General features: G+C 73.5%; 16 protein-coding genes. 14 read left to right on the plus strand and 2 right to left on the minus strand.

The window, feature by feature from the left end; all coding sequences use genetic code 11:
- Window positions 1-27 precede the first annotated feature (27 nt).
- The 7 genes from GA0070604_RS06970 (at window position 28) to GA0070604_RS07000 (ending at window position 5750) form a co-directional block, all read left to right on the plus strand.
- Window positions 28-1092, plus strand: coding sequence for a TRM11 family SAM-dependent methyltransferase (locus GA0070604_RS06970; RefSeq protein ID WP_091116021.1), 1065 nt, complete (start codon window positions 28-30; stop codon window positions 1090-1092).
- Between the two features lie 125 nt (window positions 1093-1217).
- Entirely contained in the window at window positions 1218-1511 is a 294-nt protein-coding gene (locus tag GA0070604_RS06975) for a DUF503 domain-containing protein (RefSeq protein ID WP_091126952.1), read from the plus strand.
- A 198-nt stretch (window positions 1512-1709) separates the two neighbouring features.
- Window positions 1710-2198: a 30S ribosome-binding factor RbfA gene (gene rbfA / locus GA0070604_RS06980; protein ID WP_091116024.1), complete on the plus strand. Its 489-nt coding sequence runs from the start codon at window positions 1710-1712 to the stop codon at window positions 2196-2198.
- Window positions 2195-3241 (plus strand): DHH family phosphoesterase, encoded by a 1047-nt coding sequence (locus GA0070604_RS06985; RefSeq protein ID WP_091116028.1) that lies wholly within the window; start codon window positions 2195-2197, stop codon window positions 3239-3241. The genes rbfA and GA0070604_RS06985 overlap by 4 nt, the downstream gene beginning before the upstream one ends.
- Before the next feature lie 65 nt (window positions 3242-3306).
- Entirely contained in the window at window positions 3307-3714 is a 408-nt protein-coding gene (locus GA0070604_RS06990; RefSeq protein WP_091116031.1) for a hypothetical protein, read from the plus strand.
- On the plus strand, window positions 3714-3923 hold the full coding sequence (locus tag GA0070604_RS06995; protein WP_208602232.1) for a DUF6186 family protein: 210 nt from the start codon (window positions 3714-3716) through the stop codon (window positions 3921-3923). Before GA0070604_RS06990 ends, GA0070604_RS06995 begins: the two co-directional genes overlap by 1 nt.
- A 501-nt stretch (window positions 3924-4424) precedes the next feature.
- Entirely contained in the window at window positions 4425-5750 is a 1326-nt protein-coding gene (locus GA0070604_RS07000) for an MATE family efflux transporter (protein ID WP_091116038.1), read from the plus strand.
- A gap of 15 nt (window positions 5751-5765) precedes the next feature.
- Here the strand turns inward: GA0070604_RS07000 and GA0070604_RS07005 are convergent, their stop codons facing one another.
- Complete coding sequence (locus tag GA0070604_RS07005; protein WP_091116042.1) at window positions 5766-6770, minus strand: hypothetical protein; 1005 nt, start codon at window positions 6768-6770, stop codon at window positions 5766-5768.
- 177 nt (window positions 6771-6947) lie between these two features.
- Here GA0070604_RS07005 and truB point away from each other — a divergent pair, with 177 nt between their 5' ends.
- The 7 genes from truB (at window position 6948) to GA0070604_RS07040 (ending at window position 14993) form a co-directional block, all read left to right on the plus strand.
- Window positions 6948-7832: a tRNA pseudouridine(55) synthase TruB gene (truB, locus tag GA0070604_RS07010; RefSeq protein ID WP_091126953.1), complete on the plus strand. Its 885-nt coding sequence runs from the start codon at window positions 6948-6950 to the stop codon at window positions 7830-7832.
- A gap of 33 nt (window positions 7833-7865) precedes the next feature.
- Window positions 7866-8792, plus strand: coding sequence for a bifunctional riboflavin kinase/FAD synthetase (locus GA0070604_RS07015; protein ID WP_091116047.1), 927 nt, complete (start codon window positions 7866-7868; stop codon window positions 8790-8792).
- Between the two features lie 228 nt (window positions 8793-9020).
- On the plus strand, window positions 9021-9290 hold the full coding sequence (rpsO, locus tag GA0070604_RS07020) for a 30S ribosomal protein S15 (RefSeq protein ID WP_043962418.1): 270 nt from the start codon (window positions 9021-9023) through the stop codon (window positions 9288-9290).
- A 223-nt stretch (window positions 9291-9513) separates the two neighbouring features.
- Window positions 9514-11877: a polyribonucleotide nucleotidyltransferase gene (locus GA0070604_RS07025; protein ID WP_091116051.1), complete on the plus strand. Its 2364-nt coding sequence runs from the start codon at window positions 9514-9516 to the stop codon at window positions 11875-11877.
- A gap of 232 nt (window positions 11878-12109) precedes the next feature.
- Window positions 12110-13477, plus strand: coding sequence for a M16 family metallopeptidase (locus GA0070604_RS07030; protein WP_208601981.1), 1368 nt, complete (start codon window positions 12110-12112; stop codon window positions 13475-13477).
- A 180-nt stretch (window positions 13478-13657) separates the two neighbouring features.
- Window positions 13658-14431 carry a 4-hydroxy-tetrahydrodipicolinate reductase gene (gene dapB, locus GA0070604_RS07035; protein WP_091116057.1) on the plus strand — a complete coding sequence of 258 codons (774 nt, stop codon included), beginning with the start codon at window positions 13658-13660 and terminating at the stop codon, window positions 14429-14431.
- A gap of 85 nt (window positions 14432-14516) precedes the next feature.
- Window positions 14517-14993: a GNAT family N-acetyltransferase gene (locus GA0070604_RS07040; RefSeq protein ID WP_091116061.1), complete on the plus strand. Its 477-nt coding sequence runs from the start codon at window positions 14517-14519 to the stop codon at window positions 14991-14993.
- A gap of 33 nt (window positions 14994-15026) precedes the next feature.
- On the opposite strand, the gene GA0070604_RS07045 is transcribed toward GA0070604_RS07040, so the two are convergent.
- Complete coding sequence (locus tag GA0070604_RS07045; RefSeq protein WP_091116064.1) at window positions 15027-17150, minus strand: amylo-alpha-1,6-glucosidase; 2124 nt, start codon at window positions 17148-17150, stop codon at window positions 15027-15029.
- Window positions 17151-17175: the final 25 nt, after the last annotated feature.

Below are 17175 nucleotides of genomic sequence, written 5' to 3' on the forward strand. Positions count from 1 at the left end.
TCTGCGCGTACTGCGACAATCTCCGGCGTGCTCAGGTACGCGCTGCTCCTCGCCCCCTCCGCCAACCGGGTCTACGCCGACGCGACCGGCCGGCTGGCCCGCGCCGAACTGTCGGCCTTCGCCGGCTCTGGGGTGCTCGACGCGGCGCCCGCCGAGATCGCGGTGGAGCGGATCGGCGGGGTGGAGTACCTGACCTTCGCCGCGCCCGAGCCGGGGCCGGGCACCCGGGACCTGGCGTACCTGGCCAACCTGTCGGCGGCGTACGCGCTGTTCGAGCGGGTGGGCGACGACCTGCTCCGGCCGGTGCCACTGCGCCCCCTGGCCCGGTACGACTCCGACCTGATCACCATCCCGAAGTACGCCGGCAAGACCAACGAGCAGTTCACCCGACTGCTGCTCAACGTCACCCTGCTGGCCTCCGCCTCGGCCGGCGGCATGCTGGACCGGCGGCTCGTGGTGCTCGACCCGCTCTGCGGCCGGGGCACCACGCTCAACCAGGCGCTGATGTACGGCTACGACGGCATCGGTGTCGAGCATGACGGTAAGGACGTCGACGCGTACGCCGCGTTCCTGCGTACCTGGCTGCGCCGCAAGCGGCTCAAGCACACCGCGGAGATGGTGTCGGTACGCCGGGACCGCAAACTGCTCGCCCGGCGGTTCGAGGCGGTGCTCGCGCCGTCCCGGGACGAGCACCGGGCCGGGGCGACCCAGCGCGTCACGATGCTGCACACCGACACCACCCGGGCCCGGGAGGTGCTCCGGCCGGCCTGCGCCGACGTGATCGTCACCGACGCCCCGTACGGGGTGGCGCACGGCAGCCGTACCGGTCATGGGTTGTCCCGTAGCCCGCTGGACCTGCTCGGCGCGGCCGTGCCGGTCTGGCGGGAGCTGCTGCGCCCCGGCGGGGCGCTGGGCCTGTCCTGGAACACCCAGGTGGCCCCACGGGCGGCGGCCGAGGAGGTGCTGGCCGGGGCCGGCCTGCGGGTGGTGGACGGGCCCGGCTACCGGGATCTCGCGCACCGGGTCGATCAGGCGATCGACCGGGACGTGCTGGTGGCGGTCGCGCCGGCGGCTCCCGCTCGGCAGGTCTGACGCCGCGCGGCGAGCTGAAGCTGTCGACGACTCCCGCTCGGCGGCGCGTGACGCCGGGCGGCGGCCGGAGCCGTCGGCGGAAAACGGGTGACCCGGGTGGTGGGCTGGGCGTACCGTTGCTCGCCGTGTACACGGGAACCGCGCACTTCGACCTGTTGTTGCCGGGGGACTCCCGGTCCCTGAAGGCCAAGCGTTCGTACGTCCGGCCGATCGTCGCCGCGCTGCGCCGGTTCGAGGTGTCGGCCGCCGAGGTCGGGGCGCTCGACCTGCACGGGCGGGCGGAGATCGGGGTGGCCGTGGTGGCCGCCGAGGCGGCTCACGTCCGCGAGGTGCTCGACTCCTGCGAGCGGCTGGTGGCCGCCCGCCCGGAGACCGAGCTGCTCTCCGTCCGCCGCCGTCTCTACGGCGCGGAGGACTGACCGGGCCGCGCCCGGGCAGGCCGTTAGGAAGGGCCCTTTACCCGCACGAGGCGTTAATAGGGCGCCCTTCCTTGCACCGGCGGCCCTGCGCGGCGGGCGGGGCGGCGCGGGTAGTGTTCGAGTTGTTGAGGGGTCGGACCCGGCGGCGCCCGCGCCGTCGTCTCCGGCCGGGAGTGGGAAGCCCTGGAGGTGGGGGACATGACGGATCCGGCCAAGGTACGCCGGCACGCGGAGCGCATCCGTGAACTGGTCGCGTCGGTGGTGCGGAGCCAGATCAAGGACCCCCGGCTCGGGATGATCACCATCACCGACGCCCGGATCACCGCCGATCTGCGCGACGCCACCGTCTTCTACACGGTGCTCGGCGACGCGGCGGCCCAGGCCAGCACGGCCGCCGCGCTGGAGAGCGCCAAGGGCATGCTGCGCAGTACGGTCGGCAAGGCGCTCGGGCTGCGCCACTCGCCGACCCTGACGTTCGTCCTGGACGACGTGCAGGACCAGGTAAAGCACATCGACGACCTGCTCGCGGCGGCCCGTAACGCCGACGCCGAGGTGCAGCGGCTGGCGGCCAAGGCCCAGTACGCGGGCGACGCGCAGCCGTACCGGCTGGAGGACGAGGACGAGGACGCCGACGTCGAGGACGCCGAGACCGGCGACGACGAGCCGCGCGGCGGCGACCGCCGGTGACCTCACCCGCCGAGGGCGGTACGCCGGCCGGTGCCGGCCCCACCGACACCGACTGGGCGGCCGCCCTCGCGGCGGTACGCGGGCTCCCCGCCGACGCGCGGGTGCTGCTGATCTGTCACGTCAACCCGGACGGCGACGCGCTGGGCAGCATGCTCGGCTTCGGGCTGGGCCTGCGCCGGTGGGGCGTACGCCACCTCCAGGCGACCTTTCCCGGGCCGCCGGAGGTGCCCGAGCCGTTCCGCTGGCTGCCCGGGCTCGACCTGCTGGTGCCGCAGGACGAGGCGTACCCGGATCCGGACCTGGTGATCTGCTTCGACGTGGCGAGCGAGTCCCGGCTGGGCGACCTGGCTGACCGGCTGGACAAGGCCGGCGCGGCGCTGGTGCTGGATCACCACGCCTCGAACACCCGGTTCGGCGGCATCCACCTGGTGGACCCGCACGCGGCGGCCACCTCGGTGGTCGCCGAGGGGCTGCTGGAGCGGCTCGGGGTGCCGCTGGACGCGGAGATCGCCACCTGCCTCTACGTCGCGCTGAGCACGGACACCGGCTCGTTCCGCTTCGAGGCCACCACGCCCGAGGTGCACCGGATGGCGGCCCGGCTGCTGGCCACCGGCATCCGCCCCGGGGACATCTCCCGGCGGATCTTCGACACCCGCCCGTTCGGCGCGGTCCGGCTCTTCGGCGAGGTGTTGGGCCGGGCCCGGCTGGAACCGGCCGCCGCCGCCGGGCGCGGGCTGGTCTGGACGTACGCCACCCAGGACGACCTGGCCCGGTACGGCCAGCCGGCGTACGTGCTGGAGGCACTGATCGACTCGGTGCGCTGCACGGCCGAGGCAGACGTGAGTTGTGTGGTCAAGCAGGTCGCGCCCGGCGAATGGGCGGTCTCGCTGCGCAGCAAGGGCGCGGTGGACGTGAGCCGGGTGGCGGTGGCGCTCGGCGGCGGCGGGCACCGGTTCGCGGCCGGGTTCACCGGGCGGGGCACGGTCGACGAGGTGCTGGACCGGATCCGCGCCGAGCTGGGTGGGGCGCTGCTGACGGTCTGATCTCAGGGGCGATTCCGGGGCGTACTGGCCTTCCCGCGTTCCGTGACGGTGGGGACAATCGGGTGATGGATCATTCCCGCGAGCTCACCGCCGAGGTGCCCCGAGCCTGGGACCGTCCAGTGGTCTCCGTCCCGGTGCTGATCTGTCTCTCTCTCGTGGGCGGCCAGTTGCCGTCCTTCTCCGCCCAGGCCAACCTCTACACGCTCGGTACCGGTGGCGCGTTGATCTGGATCGGGCTGAGCAACCGGGTGCCCCGGCGGCCCGCGCCGGGCCGGTTGCCGTCCGGCGCGATCTGGTGGTTGGTGCCGGTCACCATCTTCGGGGTCTTCGAAGGGGCGACCTTCGTGCTGAACGTCGGCGACGAGTTCCCCACCTTCTCCCTGTTGGCCGATCCGCTGCTGGAGGATCACCTGGTCCGTTCCGCGGCGTGGTTCGCCTGGCTGTCCGCGTTCTGGGGGCTGGTCCGCCGATGATGCGAACTCTGGCGATCGGCGGTTTCCTGACCGCGCTGCTGCTCTTCGCGGCCGTCGAGTGGGTCGCCCGGCGGGAGGGCTCGCGGATCCCGTCGCTCGCCGACGTGTGCGCCTTCGTCATGCGCTACGAGGTCGGCCCGGTGCCGGTCGGGCGGATCGGCCTGTTCGGCTTCTGGTGGTGGCTCGGCTGGCACTTCCTGGCCCGCTGACCGACCGGTGTCCGTATCGCGGGAACAGTGGGCAGCATGTGGAAAGTAAACGTTAATTTAGGTGAGGGCCAGCGCTTCGGCGCTGGTCATGGGCGGTGGCGCCACACCCGGTGCCGCCTCCCGCCAGGGTCAGGCCGACCCGCGCTCACGCTGTCAGGCGAGCCGCCCCGGTGATCCCGGGCCGCCGCCCCGGCGCCCAGCAGCACCGACGGATCCAATCGGCATCGGCGAATGCGTCCGAGCCGGAGTTCGTCGGCCCGTCGGGCCACCGGGTGCCGGTGGTCCCGCACCCTGGAAGGGAACTCCGATGGCGACCAAGCGCAAGCCGCAGACCGAGACCACCACCGACGAGGCGCGCGAGCAGATGCGCCGCGCGCTGCAGACCTCGATGGACACCCGTCAGTGATCCGCCCGCCCGACCCACGGGGTGGGGGTGGGCGGCACCTGTAAGTGGTCCGGCTGATTGCGTTCCTTACGGGCGACGTGTGAGGATCGGCTGCGATGAGTCAGACCACCGCACCCGCCACCGATGCCGCGTCGCCACGCCGGATCGCCGCGCTCGCCCTGCCGGCACTCGTGGTGCTCGCCGCCGAACCGCTCTACGTCCTCGTCGACACGGCGGTGGTCGGCCACCTGGGTCGCGTCCCGCTCGCCGCGCTCGCCGTCGGCGGCACGGTCCTGACCCTGACCGCCTGGCTCGGCACCGTCGTCGCGTACGGGACCACGGGGCGGTCCGCCCGGCGGTTCGGTTCCGGGGATCGGGCCGCGGCGGTGGCCGAGGGGGTCCAGGCGTCCTGGCTCGCCTTGGCCGCCGGTGTGCTGGTGGCGCTCGCCATCCAGGTCGGCGGCGGGTGGCTGGCGCGTACCCTCGTCGGCGGTTCCGGTGAGGTGGCCGACGCCGCCGCGGACTGGCTGCGGATCGCGGCGCTCGGCGCGCCTGGCCTGCTGCTGGCCGCCGCCGGCAACGGCTGGCTGCGCGGTGTCCAGGACACCCGCCGGCCGTTGCTCTTCGTGCTCGCCCCCAACCTGCTCTCCGCGCTGCTCTGCCCGTTGCTGGTCTATCCGGTCGGGCTCGGCCTGGTCGGCTCGGCGGTGGCGAACGCGGTCGCGCAGACCATCTCCGGCGGCCTCTTCGCGGCGGCGCTGGTACGCGAGCGGATCTCCCTGCGTCCCCGGCCACGGCTGATCCGCCAGCAGCTCGTGCTCAGTCGTGACCTGCTCATCCGCGGGGTCGCCTTTCAGGCGAGCTTCCTGTCCGCCACCGCCGTCGCCGCCCGGTTCGGCGCCGCCGCGGTCGGCGCCCACCAGATCGCCGTACAGCTGTGGTTCTTCACGGCGCTGGTGCTGGACGCCCTCGCGATCGCCGCGCAGGCGCTGATCGGCGCGGCGCTCGGCGCCGGCGACGCCGTCGGCGCCCGCGCCCTGGCCCGCCGGATCGCGCTGCTCGGCGGGGCCTGCGGGGTGGCCTTCGCGGTGCTCATCGCCGCCGGCGCCGGCCTGGTGCCGTCCTGGTTCAGCTCCGACCCGCAGGTACGCGAGCAGGCGATGGTCGCCTGGCCGTGGTTCGTCGCGCTTCAGCCGATCGGCGGGGTGGTCTTCGCCCTCGACGGGGTGCTGATCGGCGCCGGGGATGTCCGCTACCTGCGCAACGTCACCATCGCGGCGGCGCTGGGCGGCTTCCTGCCGGCCATCTGGCTGGCCTACGGGCTCGATCTCGGGCTGGGCGGGATCTGGGCCGGCCTGACGCTGTTCGTGGCGCTCCGCCTGGCCGCCCTGCTGCTGCGGCTGCGCTCCGGCGGCTGGGCGGTGGTCGGCGCGGTCCGCTGACCACCGCCACCGCCCTCAACACTCCTCGCCGTCGCCCGGCTGCCAACCCGAGTCGTAGATGTCGGCGGTCGACGCCGGTCCGGGCCGAGCGACGATCCGGTCGACCGGGTCGTACTCCAGCGCGATGTAGCCCTGATCCAGCGCCGCGCACGGTGCACCGGCGATGGTCACGTCGGCGTCCTGGATCCAGAGCCCCTGTGACGACTTCTGGACGTCGTCCGGATGCGGGAACCGCCACACCACCTCATCGCGTACGGTCACCAACTCCGTCCCCGGCGGGTGCTTCTGCGCCTGGAACAGGTCGAAGGAATAGACCCAGATGAAGCGGGTGGTGACGGCCAGCATCCGGATGCCGTCCTCCGCGGTGGTCTTGTACTCGATGGTGCCGCGCGCCCGGATCCCGTCCTGCGGCACCCACGAGGGGTTGGCGTTGGGGAGGATCCGGGTCGCGTAGCCGAGGTTCCTGCCCTCGGCCAGGTCTCGGCGTACCGCCGCTCGATCGTCGGGGGCGAGCATGGCGAGGAAGGGCTGGGGATCGGTGGCCAGCCGGTCGGGGTGCAGCCGGCCTTCGATCAGTGCCGCCTGGACGGCGGTCAGCGCCGTGGTGACCTGTTTCGCGGTGAACGGTCCGGTGGCGCGGGCCGGCGGTAGGACGATGGCGGCCTCGCCCTCGGCGAACTGCTCGGCCGGGGTGTCGAGGTATACCCCGAGGGTGTTGCCGTCCGCGTCCACCTGCCGGGGCGCCGTGGTCGGGGCCAGCCCCCCGAGCACCACCTCGCCCCGGTTGACCTTGGCGACGAAGCGCCAGCCGGCGGTGCCGAGGAAGGCCAGGACGCCCACGACCACCAACGCGCCGACGAGGCCGAGCAGTTTTCCGCTGTGCCGCGCCCAGCCGACGCGGAGTCGCTCCGCGCGGGTCAGTTCGCGTTCCTGGACCGGCGTGCGCATCCAGTCCGGGACCTTCACCGGCTCGTCACTGGTGAAGAGCTGGTCGAACCGGCGGGGATCTTCGTCCGTCATTCCCGTTCCTGATCCGCTGGATGAGATGGCGGGTGATCTTCGCATGCCGGACCGGCGTCCCGCCGCCCCGTTGACGGGGTCGAGGAGATGCCGGGCGGCGTCGAGGAAGTGGTGCGGTGGCGGCGACTCGGAGGGGGGCGGGTGCGGCGGTGTCCTGGTCTGGCAGGCTTGGCGGTCGTGAGCACAGACGGTCTGATCGTGGTCGACAAGCCCGGCGGGATGACGTCACACGACGTGGTGGCGCGGATCCGGCGGCTGGCGCGTACCCGGCGGGTGGGGCACGGCGGCACGCTGGACCCGATGGCCACCGGCGTGCTGGTGATCGGGGTGGGCCGGGCCACCCGACTGCTCACCTACGTGATCGGCGCGGGCAAGAGCTACGCCGCGACGATCCGGCTCGGCCAGGCCACCGTCACCGACGACGCCGAGGGTGACGTGATCGCCACCACCGCGGCCGGCACGGTCACCGACGACGCGATCCGTGCCGCGCTCGCCGCCCAGACCGGCGAGATCGACCAGGTGCCCAGTGCGGTCAGCGCCATCAAGATCAATGGCCAGCGGGCGTACAAGCGGGTCCGCGAGGGGGAGAGCGTCGAGCTGCCCGCCCGGCGGGTCACCATCTCCCGGCTGGACGTCCTGGCGGTCCGCCGGGACACCCCGGACGTGGTCGACGTGGACGTGGACGTGACCTGCTCCTCCGGGACGTACATCCGGGCCATCGCCCGGGACGCGGGCCTGGCGCTCGGGGTCGGCGGCCACCTGACCGCGCTGCGCCGCACCGCCGTGGGCGGCTTCACCCTGGCCGAGGCGGCCACCCTCGACACGCTGGAGCAACGCGCCCCCGACGTGGTCAACCTGCCGCTGGCCGAGGCCGCCGACCGGTTCTTCCCGCGTCGGGACGCCACCGCCGACGAGGCGAAGGTCCTCGCCCACGGCGGCCCGCTCGACCCGGCCGGCATCGCCGGCCCGTACGCCGTGTTCGGGCCGGACGGCGGGTTGATCGCTATCGTCAGCGAGCGGGACGGGCGGGCCCGCGCGGAGATCGTGCTGGCCCCGGCCTGACAACGGCGGCGCGGCGAACAGGGGAGGATCGGCATGCAGCGGTGGCGAGGGTACGAGGCGGCACCCGGGGGCTGGGGGCGCTCGGTGGTCACCATCGGCGTCTTCGACGGGGTGCACAAGGGGCACCAGGCCACCATCGGCCACGCCGTGGCGCACGCCCGTGAGCTGGGGGTCAAGTCGGTGGTGGTGACCTTCGACCCGCACCCGGCCGAGGTGGTGCGCCCCGGCTCGCACCCCGCGGTGCTCACCGAACCGGCCCGCAAGGCGGAACTGGTCGAGGCGCTCGGTGTCGACGTGCTCTGCGTGGTGCCGTTCACCCCGGAGTTCTCCCGGCTGCCGGCCGAGGCGTTCGTGCACGACATCCTGGTCGAGCACCTGCACGCCGCCGAGGTGGTGGTCGGCGACAACTTCCGGTTCGGGCACAAGGCGGCCGGCGACGTGGCCCTGCTGGAACGGCTGGGCCGCACCTTCGGCTTCGGGGTGGAGGGCGCGCCGCTGGTGGCCGAGGCGGGGACGGTCTTCTCCTCCACGTACATCCGGTCCTGCGTCGACGCGGGCGACGTGGCCGCGGCGGCCGTCGCGCTCGGGCGCCCGCACCGGGTCGAGGGCGTGGTGGTCCGCGGTGACCAGCGCGGACGCGAGCTGGGCTACCCGACCGCCAACCTGCTGACCCACCGGTACGCGGCGGTCCCGGCCGACGGGGTGTACGCCGCCCGGCTGGTACGTCGCGGGCGGGAGCCGCTCGCGGCGGCCGTCTCCATCGGCACCAACCCGACCTTCTCCGGACGGGAGCGCCGGGTGGAGGCGTACGTGCTCGACTTCACCGGTGACCTGTACGGCGAGCGGCTGGCCCTGGACTTCGTGGCGCACCTGCGGGAACAACGGACGTACGACTCGATCGAGCCGTTGCTGGCCCAGATCGCCGAGGACGTCGAGCGGACCCGCCAGGCGCTCGGCTGAGCCCGTCGGCCGCCCCCGCGCGACCGGCGCGCGGCACGATCACCGGCCGGCACGCGGCCCTTCACCGGGTGGTTCCCGGCCGGGCTGGTAGTCTGGCGGGGACGTCGGCTGACCGACGTGGGGCCTCGCGTGCCTGCACGACGCCGCGGGTGCGAGGACCGGTCCGAGCCCCGGTCGCCGCTAGCGATCCGACGGACCTCATCGAACGACCCACGAAACAGGGAGAACATGGCGCTCGACCAGGAAGCCAAGGCCAAGATCCGCGCGGAGTACGCGACCGCCGAGGGCGACACCGGTTCGCCCGAGGTGCAGGTCGCGGTCCTCACCAAGCGGATCGCCGAGCTCACCGAGCACCTGAAGGTGCACAAGCACGACCACCACAGCCGCCGCGGGCTGCTGCTGCTGGTCGGCCGTCGCCGTCGGCTGCTCAACTACGTCCAGAAGAAGGACATCAACCGCTACCGGTCGCTCATCGAGCGGCTCGGCCTGCGCCGGTGACCTGACGGGGGAGTGGCCGCACGGCCGCTCCCCCGCTCCGGTACCACTGAGAAAACCGGGCCACGCGACCACCCGAGAGGGAGCCGGTCGGCGTACCGGTCTCCGGTAGTGGCCTCCGGGCACCCCGGCATCCGCCGGTCACCCGGGCGCTTCGATCGAAGACCGGCCGTCTGAGCAGCTCCCCGCGTCGCGGGCCCCCGATGCGAAGGAGCATTGCTGCACCATGACCGAGAACCGACTCGGCAACGAATCGCGCACCGCAACGATCGACAACGGGGCCTTCGGCACCCGTGAGGTCACCTTCTCCACCGGCCGGCTGGCCCGCCAGGCCGCCGGCTCCGTCATCGCCCAGCTCGGCGAGACGGTCGTCCTCTCCGCCACCACGGCCAGCAAGCAGCCGCGGGAGCAGTTCGACTTCTTCCCGCTGACCGTGGACGTCGAGGAGCGGATGTACGCCGCGGGCCGCATCCCCGGCTCGTTCTTCCGCCGTGAGGGCCGGCCCAGCGAGGACGCTATCCTCACCTGCCGGCTGATCGACCGGCCGCTGCGCCCGTCCTTCGTCAAGGGCCTGCGCAACGAGGTCCAGGTCGTCGAGACCGTCCTCGCGCTCGACCCGCAGCACCCGTACGACGTCGTGGCCATCAACGCCGCCTCGATGTCGACCAAGCTCTCCGGCCTGCCGTTCTCCGGCCCGATCGGGGCCACCCGGATGGCGCACGTCGACGGCCAGTGGGTCGCCTTCCCGACGTACGAGGAGCTGGAGCGGGCCACCTTCGACATGGTGGTGGCCGGCCGGGCCCTGCCGGACGGCGACGTCGCGATCATGATGGTCGAGGCCGAGGCCACCGAGCACACCGTGAAGCTGGTCGCCGGCGGGGCCACCGCCCCGACCGAGGAGGTCGTCGCCAGCGGCCTGGAGGCCGCCAAGCCGGCCATCCGGGAGCTGTGCCGGGCGCAGAGCGAGCTGGCCGAGGTGGCCGCCAAGCCGGTCGCCGAGTTCCCGATCTTCCTGGACTACCTGGACGACGCGTACGAGGCGGTCGCCGAGGTGGCCCGCGCCGAGGTCGCCGAGGCCCTGAAGATCGCCGGCAAGCACGACCGCGAGGAGGCCCTCGACCGGGTCAAGGCCAAGGTCGTCGAGGAGCTCGGCGCACGCTTCGAGGGCCGGGAGAAGGAGCTGTCCGCGGCGTTCCGGTCGCTGACCAAGTCCGAGGTCCGCAGCCGGGTGCTGCGCGAGCAGGTCCGCATCGACGGCCGTGGCCCGCGCGACATCCGTCCGCTGAGCGCCGAGGTCGGCGTGCTGCCGCGGGTGCACGGCTCGGCGCTCTTCGAGCGCGGCGAGACCCAGATCCTGGGCGTCACCACGCTGAACATGCTGCGCATGGAGCAGTCGCTGGACACCCTCTCCCCGGAGAAGTCCAAGCGCTACATGCACAACTACAACTTCCCGCCGTACTCGACGGGTGAGACCGGCCGGGTCGGTTCGCCGAAGCGGCGCGAGATCGGTCACGGCGCCCTCGCGGAGCGGGCGCTCATCCCGGTGCTTCCGTCGCGCGAGGAGTTCCCGTACGCGATCCGGCAGGTCTCCGAGGCGCTGGGCTCCAACGGCTCCACCTCGATGGGCTCGGTCTGCGCCTCGACGCTGGGCCTGCTGTCGGCCGGTGTGCCGCTGAAGGCCCCGGTCGCCGGCATCGCCATGGGCCTCATCTCCGACGAGGTCGAGGGCAAGACCCGGTACGTGACGCTGACCGACATCCTCGGCGCCGAGGACGCGTTCGGCGACATGGACTTCAAGGTCGCCGGCACCCGGGAGTTCGTCACCGCGCTCCAGCTCGACACCAAGCTCGACGGCATCCCGTCGGACGTGCTGGCCGCCGCGCTCCAGCAGGCGCACGAGGCCCGGCAGACCATCCTCGACGTGATGCAGCGGGCCATCGAGGCCCCGGCCGAGATGTCGGACTACGCGCCGCGGGTCACCACTGTCAAGATCCCGGTCGACAAGATCGGCATGGTGATCGGCCCGAAGGGCCAGACCATCAACGCCATCCAGGACGAGACCGGCGCCGAGATCTCCATCGAGGACGACGGCACCATCTACGTCGGCGCGACCAACGGCCCGTCGGCCCAGGCCGCGGTCGAGCGGATCAACGCGATCGCCAACCCGACCCTGCCGAAGGTCGGCGACCGGTTCCTCGGCACCGTGGTGAAGACCGCCGCGTTCGGTGCCTTCATCTCGCTGCTTCCGGGCCGCGACGGCCTGCTGCACATCTCCAAGGTGGGCGACGGCAAGCGGGTCGAGAAGGTCGAGGACTTCCTCAACGTCGGCGACAAGGTCGAGGTGGAGATCGCCGACATCGACCAGCGCGGCAAGATCTACCTGGACAAGGTCCGCCCGGAGGGCGCCGAGGCGCCGGCCGCCGATGAGGGCGCCGCCGAGCGTCCGGCCGGCCGGGACCGGGGCGACCGTGGCCCGCGCGACCGGGGCGACCGCGAGCGCGGCAGCCGTGGCCCGGAGCGGGGCGAGGGCGGCGAGGGCGGCGAGGGCGGCGGCGAGTCCCGCCCGCGTCGCCGGACCCGGCACAGCTGATCCACGAGGGCCGGGGCGACGCCGACGGTGTCGCCCCGGCCCTCGGCAACTCCGGCGCGGCGCGTGACGCCGTGCCGTCGCCCGGCGCCGCCGCCTCCGGCGGTGGCGCGTCGGGCCACCCCGATCCGGAGCCGTCGGCCGTGATCACCGCACCACCCACCCCTCGTCGAACTGGAAGCAGGTTTTCGTGAGTCGGACCCGGCGTGCGTCTTCTCCTGCGGGCCGACAGGGGGTGGCACCGCCCGGTGCCGTCCGGCACGCCTCCGGGAGCACCCGGTCCGCCGGCGGCTCGACCCGCGCGGTCACCCGTACGCTCAGTGACGACCCGCTGGGCGGGACCGTACGCCGTACCGTGCTGCCCAGCGGGCTGCGCGTGCTCACCGAGGCGATCCCGGCGATGCGCAGCGTCTCGTTCGGCATCTGGGTGGCCGTCGGCTCCCGCGACGAGACGGGCCCGCAGGGCGGCGCGGCGCACTTCCTGGAGCACCTGCTCTTCAAGGGCACCCACAAGCGCAGCGCGCTGGACATCTCCTCGGCGATCGAGGCGGTGGGCGGCGAGACCAACGCCTTCACCACCAAGGAATACACCTGCTACTACGCCCGCGTGCTGGACGAGGACCTGCCGCTGGCCATCGACGTCATGTGCGACCTGGTCGCCGACTCGGTGCTCAACGACGCCGACGTGGAGACCGAGCGTGGCGTGATCCTCGAAGAGATCGCCATGCACGACGACGAGCCGGGCGACGAGGTGCACGATCTGTTCGCCCGCGCCGTCTACGGCGATCACCCCCTCGGCCGGCTGATCTCCGGTACCGAGGAGACGGTCACCCCGATGACCCGCCGGCAGATCCAGAGCTTCTACCGCCGCCGGTACACCCCGCCGCAGATCGTCATCGCCGCCGCCGGCAATCTCGACCACGCCGCCGTGGTCAAGCTGGTCCGGCAGGCGTTGCGCGGCACCCCGCTGGACACCGATCCGGCGGTGCCGGCCCCGCACCGCCCGGCCGCCCCGGCGGTACGCACCAAGCCGGCCGCCACCCTGGTCGAGCCGAAGGAGACCGAACAGGCCCACGTGATCCTCGGGTGTCCCGGCATCGACCGCACCGACGAGCGGCGTTTCGCCCTCGGGGTGCTCAACAACGTCCTCGGCGGCGGCATGTCGAGCCGGCTGTTCCAGGAGATCCGCGAGCAGCGCGGCCTGGCGTACTCGGTCTACTCCTACGCCAGCCAGTACGCCGACAGCGGCCTGTTCGCCGTCTACGCCGGCTGCGCGCCGGGCAAGGTGGACGAGGTGCTGGAGCTGACCCGGGCGGAGCTGCGCCGGGTGGCCGCCGAGGGGATCACCGAGGCCGAGCTGGCCCGGGGCAAGGGGATGAGCAAGGGCTCGTTCGTCCTCGGCCTGGAGGACACCGGATCGCGGATGAGCCGACTGGCCAAGGGTGAGCTGCTCTACGGCGACCTGATGCCGGTGGACGAGCTGCTGGCCCGGGTCGACGCGGTGACCCTGGACGACGTGAACGGTCTCGCCGCCGACCTGCTCGGCCGGCCGATGTCCCTCGCGGTCGTCGGCCCCTTCGACCGGTCCGCCTTCACGGCCTGACCCGTCCCGTCCGCCTGCCCGGCCTGCCGGCCCGCTTGCTGCGCGCGAGTTGCGGCAAGTGGCGGTCTCCGGCGTTGTGGAGACCACAGGTTGCCGTACGCCGCGTTGATCAAGGCCGCCCGGTGGGATGCCGGCGGTCCGGGCGGATGGCCGCGTCCCGATTGGGATAGGTTGTGCCCCGTGACTGAGGAGCAGGAGACGAGCCCGGCCGAGCCGATCCGGGTCGGTGTGCTGGGTGCCCGCGGCCGGATGGGCGTGGAGGTCTGCAAGGCGGTCGACGCGGCCGCCGACATGGACCTGGTGGCGATGATCGACCAGGGGGACGGGCTGTTCGCCGCCTCCGACGCCGGTGCCGAGGTGGTCGTCGACTTCACCACCCCCGACGTCGTCATGGACAACCTGCACTGGTGCATCGACCAGGGCATCAGCGTGGTGGTGGGCACCACCGGATTCACCGGGCAGCGCCTCGACCGGGTGCGTGGCTGGCTGGCGCGTAAGCCCGAGGTGGGCGTGGTGATCGCCCCCAACTTCGGTATCGGCGCGGTGCTGATGATGCAGTTCGCCGCCCGCGCGGCCCGGCACTTCGAGTCGGTCGAGATCATCGAGCAGCACCACCCGCGAAAGCTGGACGCGCCCAGCGGCACCGCCACGCACACCGCGCGGTTGATCGCCCAGGCCCGGGCCGAGGCCGGTCTCGGCCCCGCGCCCGACGCCACCCGCGACGAGGTGCCCGGCGCCCGCGGCGCCGACATCGACGGGGTACGCGTACACGCCGTCCGCGCCACCGGTCTGGTCGCTCACCAGGAGGTGCTGTTCGGCACCACCGGCGAGACGCTGACCATCCGGCACGACTCGTACGACCGGGCGTCGTTCATGCCGGGCGTGCTGCTCGCCGTGCGTGAGGTGCGCCACCGCCCGGGGCTCACCGTCGGCCTGGACGCCCTGCTCGACTGAGCCACCCGCCCGGTGGCGGGCCGGAGGGCGTCGTTGCGCAGGAAAATGCTCGCCGAGCCCAGGGGCCACGCATAGGCTCACCTCCATGATCAATTCTGACCTGCGCGACCGGGCTGGCCGGCGCGTGACCCTGCGGCCGGTCGACGACGACAACTGGCGGGCCGTGGCCGACATCGCGCCCCGCGACGACCAGCGCGCCTGGGTGCCCGCGCTGGCCGCCCGCTACCTGGTGCTGACCATGCGCTCGGACGTCTGGAACTCGCTCGCGGTGTACGCGGACGAGACGGTGGTCGGGCACGTCATGTGGGGCGTGGACGACGACGGTTCCCGCTGGATCGGCGGCATGGTGGTCGACGCCGCGGAGCAGGATCGGGGCGTCGGTCGGGCCGCCGTGCGTACCCTCGCCGACTGGCTCGCCGCCCAGGGCGGCCCGATCCGGCTCAGTTACCACCCCGACAACACCTCGGCCGCCGCCCTCTACACCTCGCTGGGTTTCCAGCCCACAGGAGCGATGGAGGACGACGAACTGGTCGCCGAACTAACCCCCACCCACCCGGCCTGACAGTGAGGCGTGTCGTTGACAACAACTCCATGATCAACGGCGACGGGCGGGGTGGGGGTGGCCGGCGGGGCGGGGGGCCGGGATGCGGGGGATGGTTGTCGTGGTCAGGTCGGCGGGGAGGCCGGTGACGGTCGGGTGGCCGGCGCGGTCGACGTCCACGGTGACCGGGGCGCCGGCGATCCGCAGGCCGCCGGCGGCGAGCGCGCCCAGCTCCGGGCCGGCCAGCGGGCGTACCTCCACCTGGCCGCCGGGCACGTCCGGGTAGAGGCCGACACCGGCCTGGAGCAGCGCCACCGCAGCCGCCGCCGACCACGCCTGCGGCCGGCACGCCGCCGGGTACTCCACGGGGCGGCCGAGCAGCGCCCGGTCGTCGCCGCCGTACAGCTCGGGTAGGCGGTAGTCGAACGCCTCGGCGGCGCCGAGCAGGCCGTCGGCGAGGCGCAGCGCGGCCTCGGTGAAGCCGGCCCGGGCCAGCCCGCCGAGGACGATCGCGGTGTCGTGCGCCCAGATCGACCCGCAGTGGTACGACAGCGGGCTGAACCCGGCGTCGTCGGTGGACATGGTGCGCAGCCCGAAACCGCCGGCCAGCGCTTCGGTGGACAGCAGCGCCGCGACCTGTGCCGACTCGTCGCCAGACAGCAGCCCGGTGCCGAGCAGGTGGCCGATGTTGCTGGTCAGCGAGTCCACCGGGCGCTTTTCCCGGTCGAGTGCGAGCGCGGGCTGCGGTCCGTACCGGCCGTCGACCCAGAACGCGGCGCGGAACCGCCGGGCGAGCTGGTCGGCGTGTTCCCGCCAGCGGTCGGCGTCGGGGCGGTGGAAGGCGTCGAGCAGGTCGGCCCCGTTCACCGCCGCCTGGTACGCGTACCCCTGCACCTCGGCCAGCACGATGGGCGGCTGGGCCAGCCGGCCGTCCCGGAAGCGGACCGCGTCGCCGGAGTCCTTCCAGCCCTGGTTGGCCAGGCCCCGGCCGGTGGTGTCGACGTACTCGACGAATCCGTCACCGTCGGCGTCGGCGTGCTCGCCGAGCCAGCGCAGCGCCGTCTCCAGGTGCGGAAGCAGGGGCTCGACCTGGTCGGCCGGCAACCCCCAGCGCCAGGCGTCGTGCAGCAGGTTGACCCAGAGCATGGTGGCGTCGACCGTGCCGTAGTACGCGGGCGGGAGCCGTAGCTCGTGGGCCGGCAGGGTGAACTCGTGCCGGCGCAGCTCGTGCAGGATCTTGCCGGGTGCCTCGCCGGTGGCCGGGTCGAGCCGGGTGCCCTGCCGGCGGGCGAGGACCCGCAGCGTTCCGGCGGCCAGCCCGGTGCCGAGCGGCAGCATCATCCGGGCGGCCCAGAGGCTGTCCCGGCCGAACAGGGTGAGGAACCAGGGCACGCCGGCGCCGAGGAAGACGTCCTCGGGGTGCGCGGGGTCGGTCAGCCGCAGCCCGCGTAGGTCGGCCAGGGAGCGGTCGAGCAGCCGGACCAGGCGGCGGTCGTCGGCGCGGACCTCCGGCACGGACCAGTCCGGGCCGGCCGGCGGGGCGGCCACCACCGCCTTGGGGTCGGTGACGGCGAGCCGCCAGCGCAGCGTGACGGACCCGCCGGGGGTCAGCTCGACCGGCCAGCTGAGCCGGGGCGCGGCGGCCCGGTCGCCGGAGACGTCCACGGTGGCCGCCTCGCCGGTCACCGTCACGACAAGGCCCTCGGCGGCCCACTCGACCCGGCCGGGCTCGCCGGCCTTCGCCTCCAGCGGTGATCCGCTGCCGCCGGACTTGACCAGCTCGATCGGGGCGAGGTCGCAGCCGAGGTCGACGCTGACCGTGGCCCGGACCGGGACGGCGGCGGTGGACGAGACACGCAGCTCCTCGGTGAGGCCGGACGGGCCGGCCTGCCGGGTCCGGTCGATCCGGACGGTCGGGTCGGCGCCGGGGTCGCCGAGCCAGCGGGCCAGGGTGACGAAGCGGGCCCCGTGCGGGCCGGCGGCGCCGCGGGTCACCGCCTCCGGCTCCCGGTCGTCGACGCGCAGCTCGGCCCGGGACAGCACCCGGGCGTCGGCGTGGAAGACGCCCTGCACACCGCTCGGCCGGATCTGACCCGCCGTGTCGCCCAGCGCGCTGGTCGGGGCGTGCACCACCCCGACCAGGTCGTGCAGCAGCGGTTGGAGGTGGCGTTCGGACACAGGGAACTCCTGGTGCTGATCGGTG

The organism is Micromonospora eburnea (assembly GCF_900090225.1).
Lineage (GTDB): Bacteria > Actinomycetota > Actinomycetes > Mycobacteriales > Micromonosporaceae > Micromonospora > Micromonospora eburnea.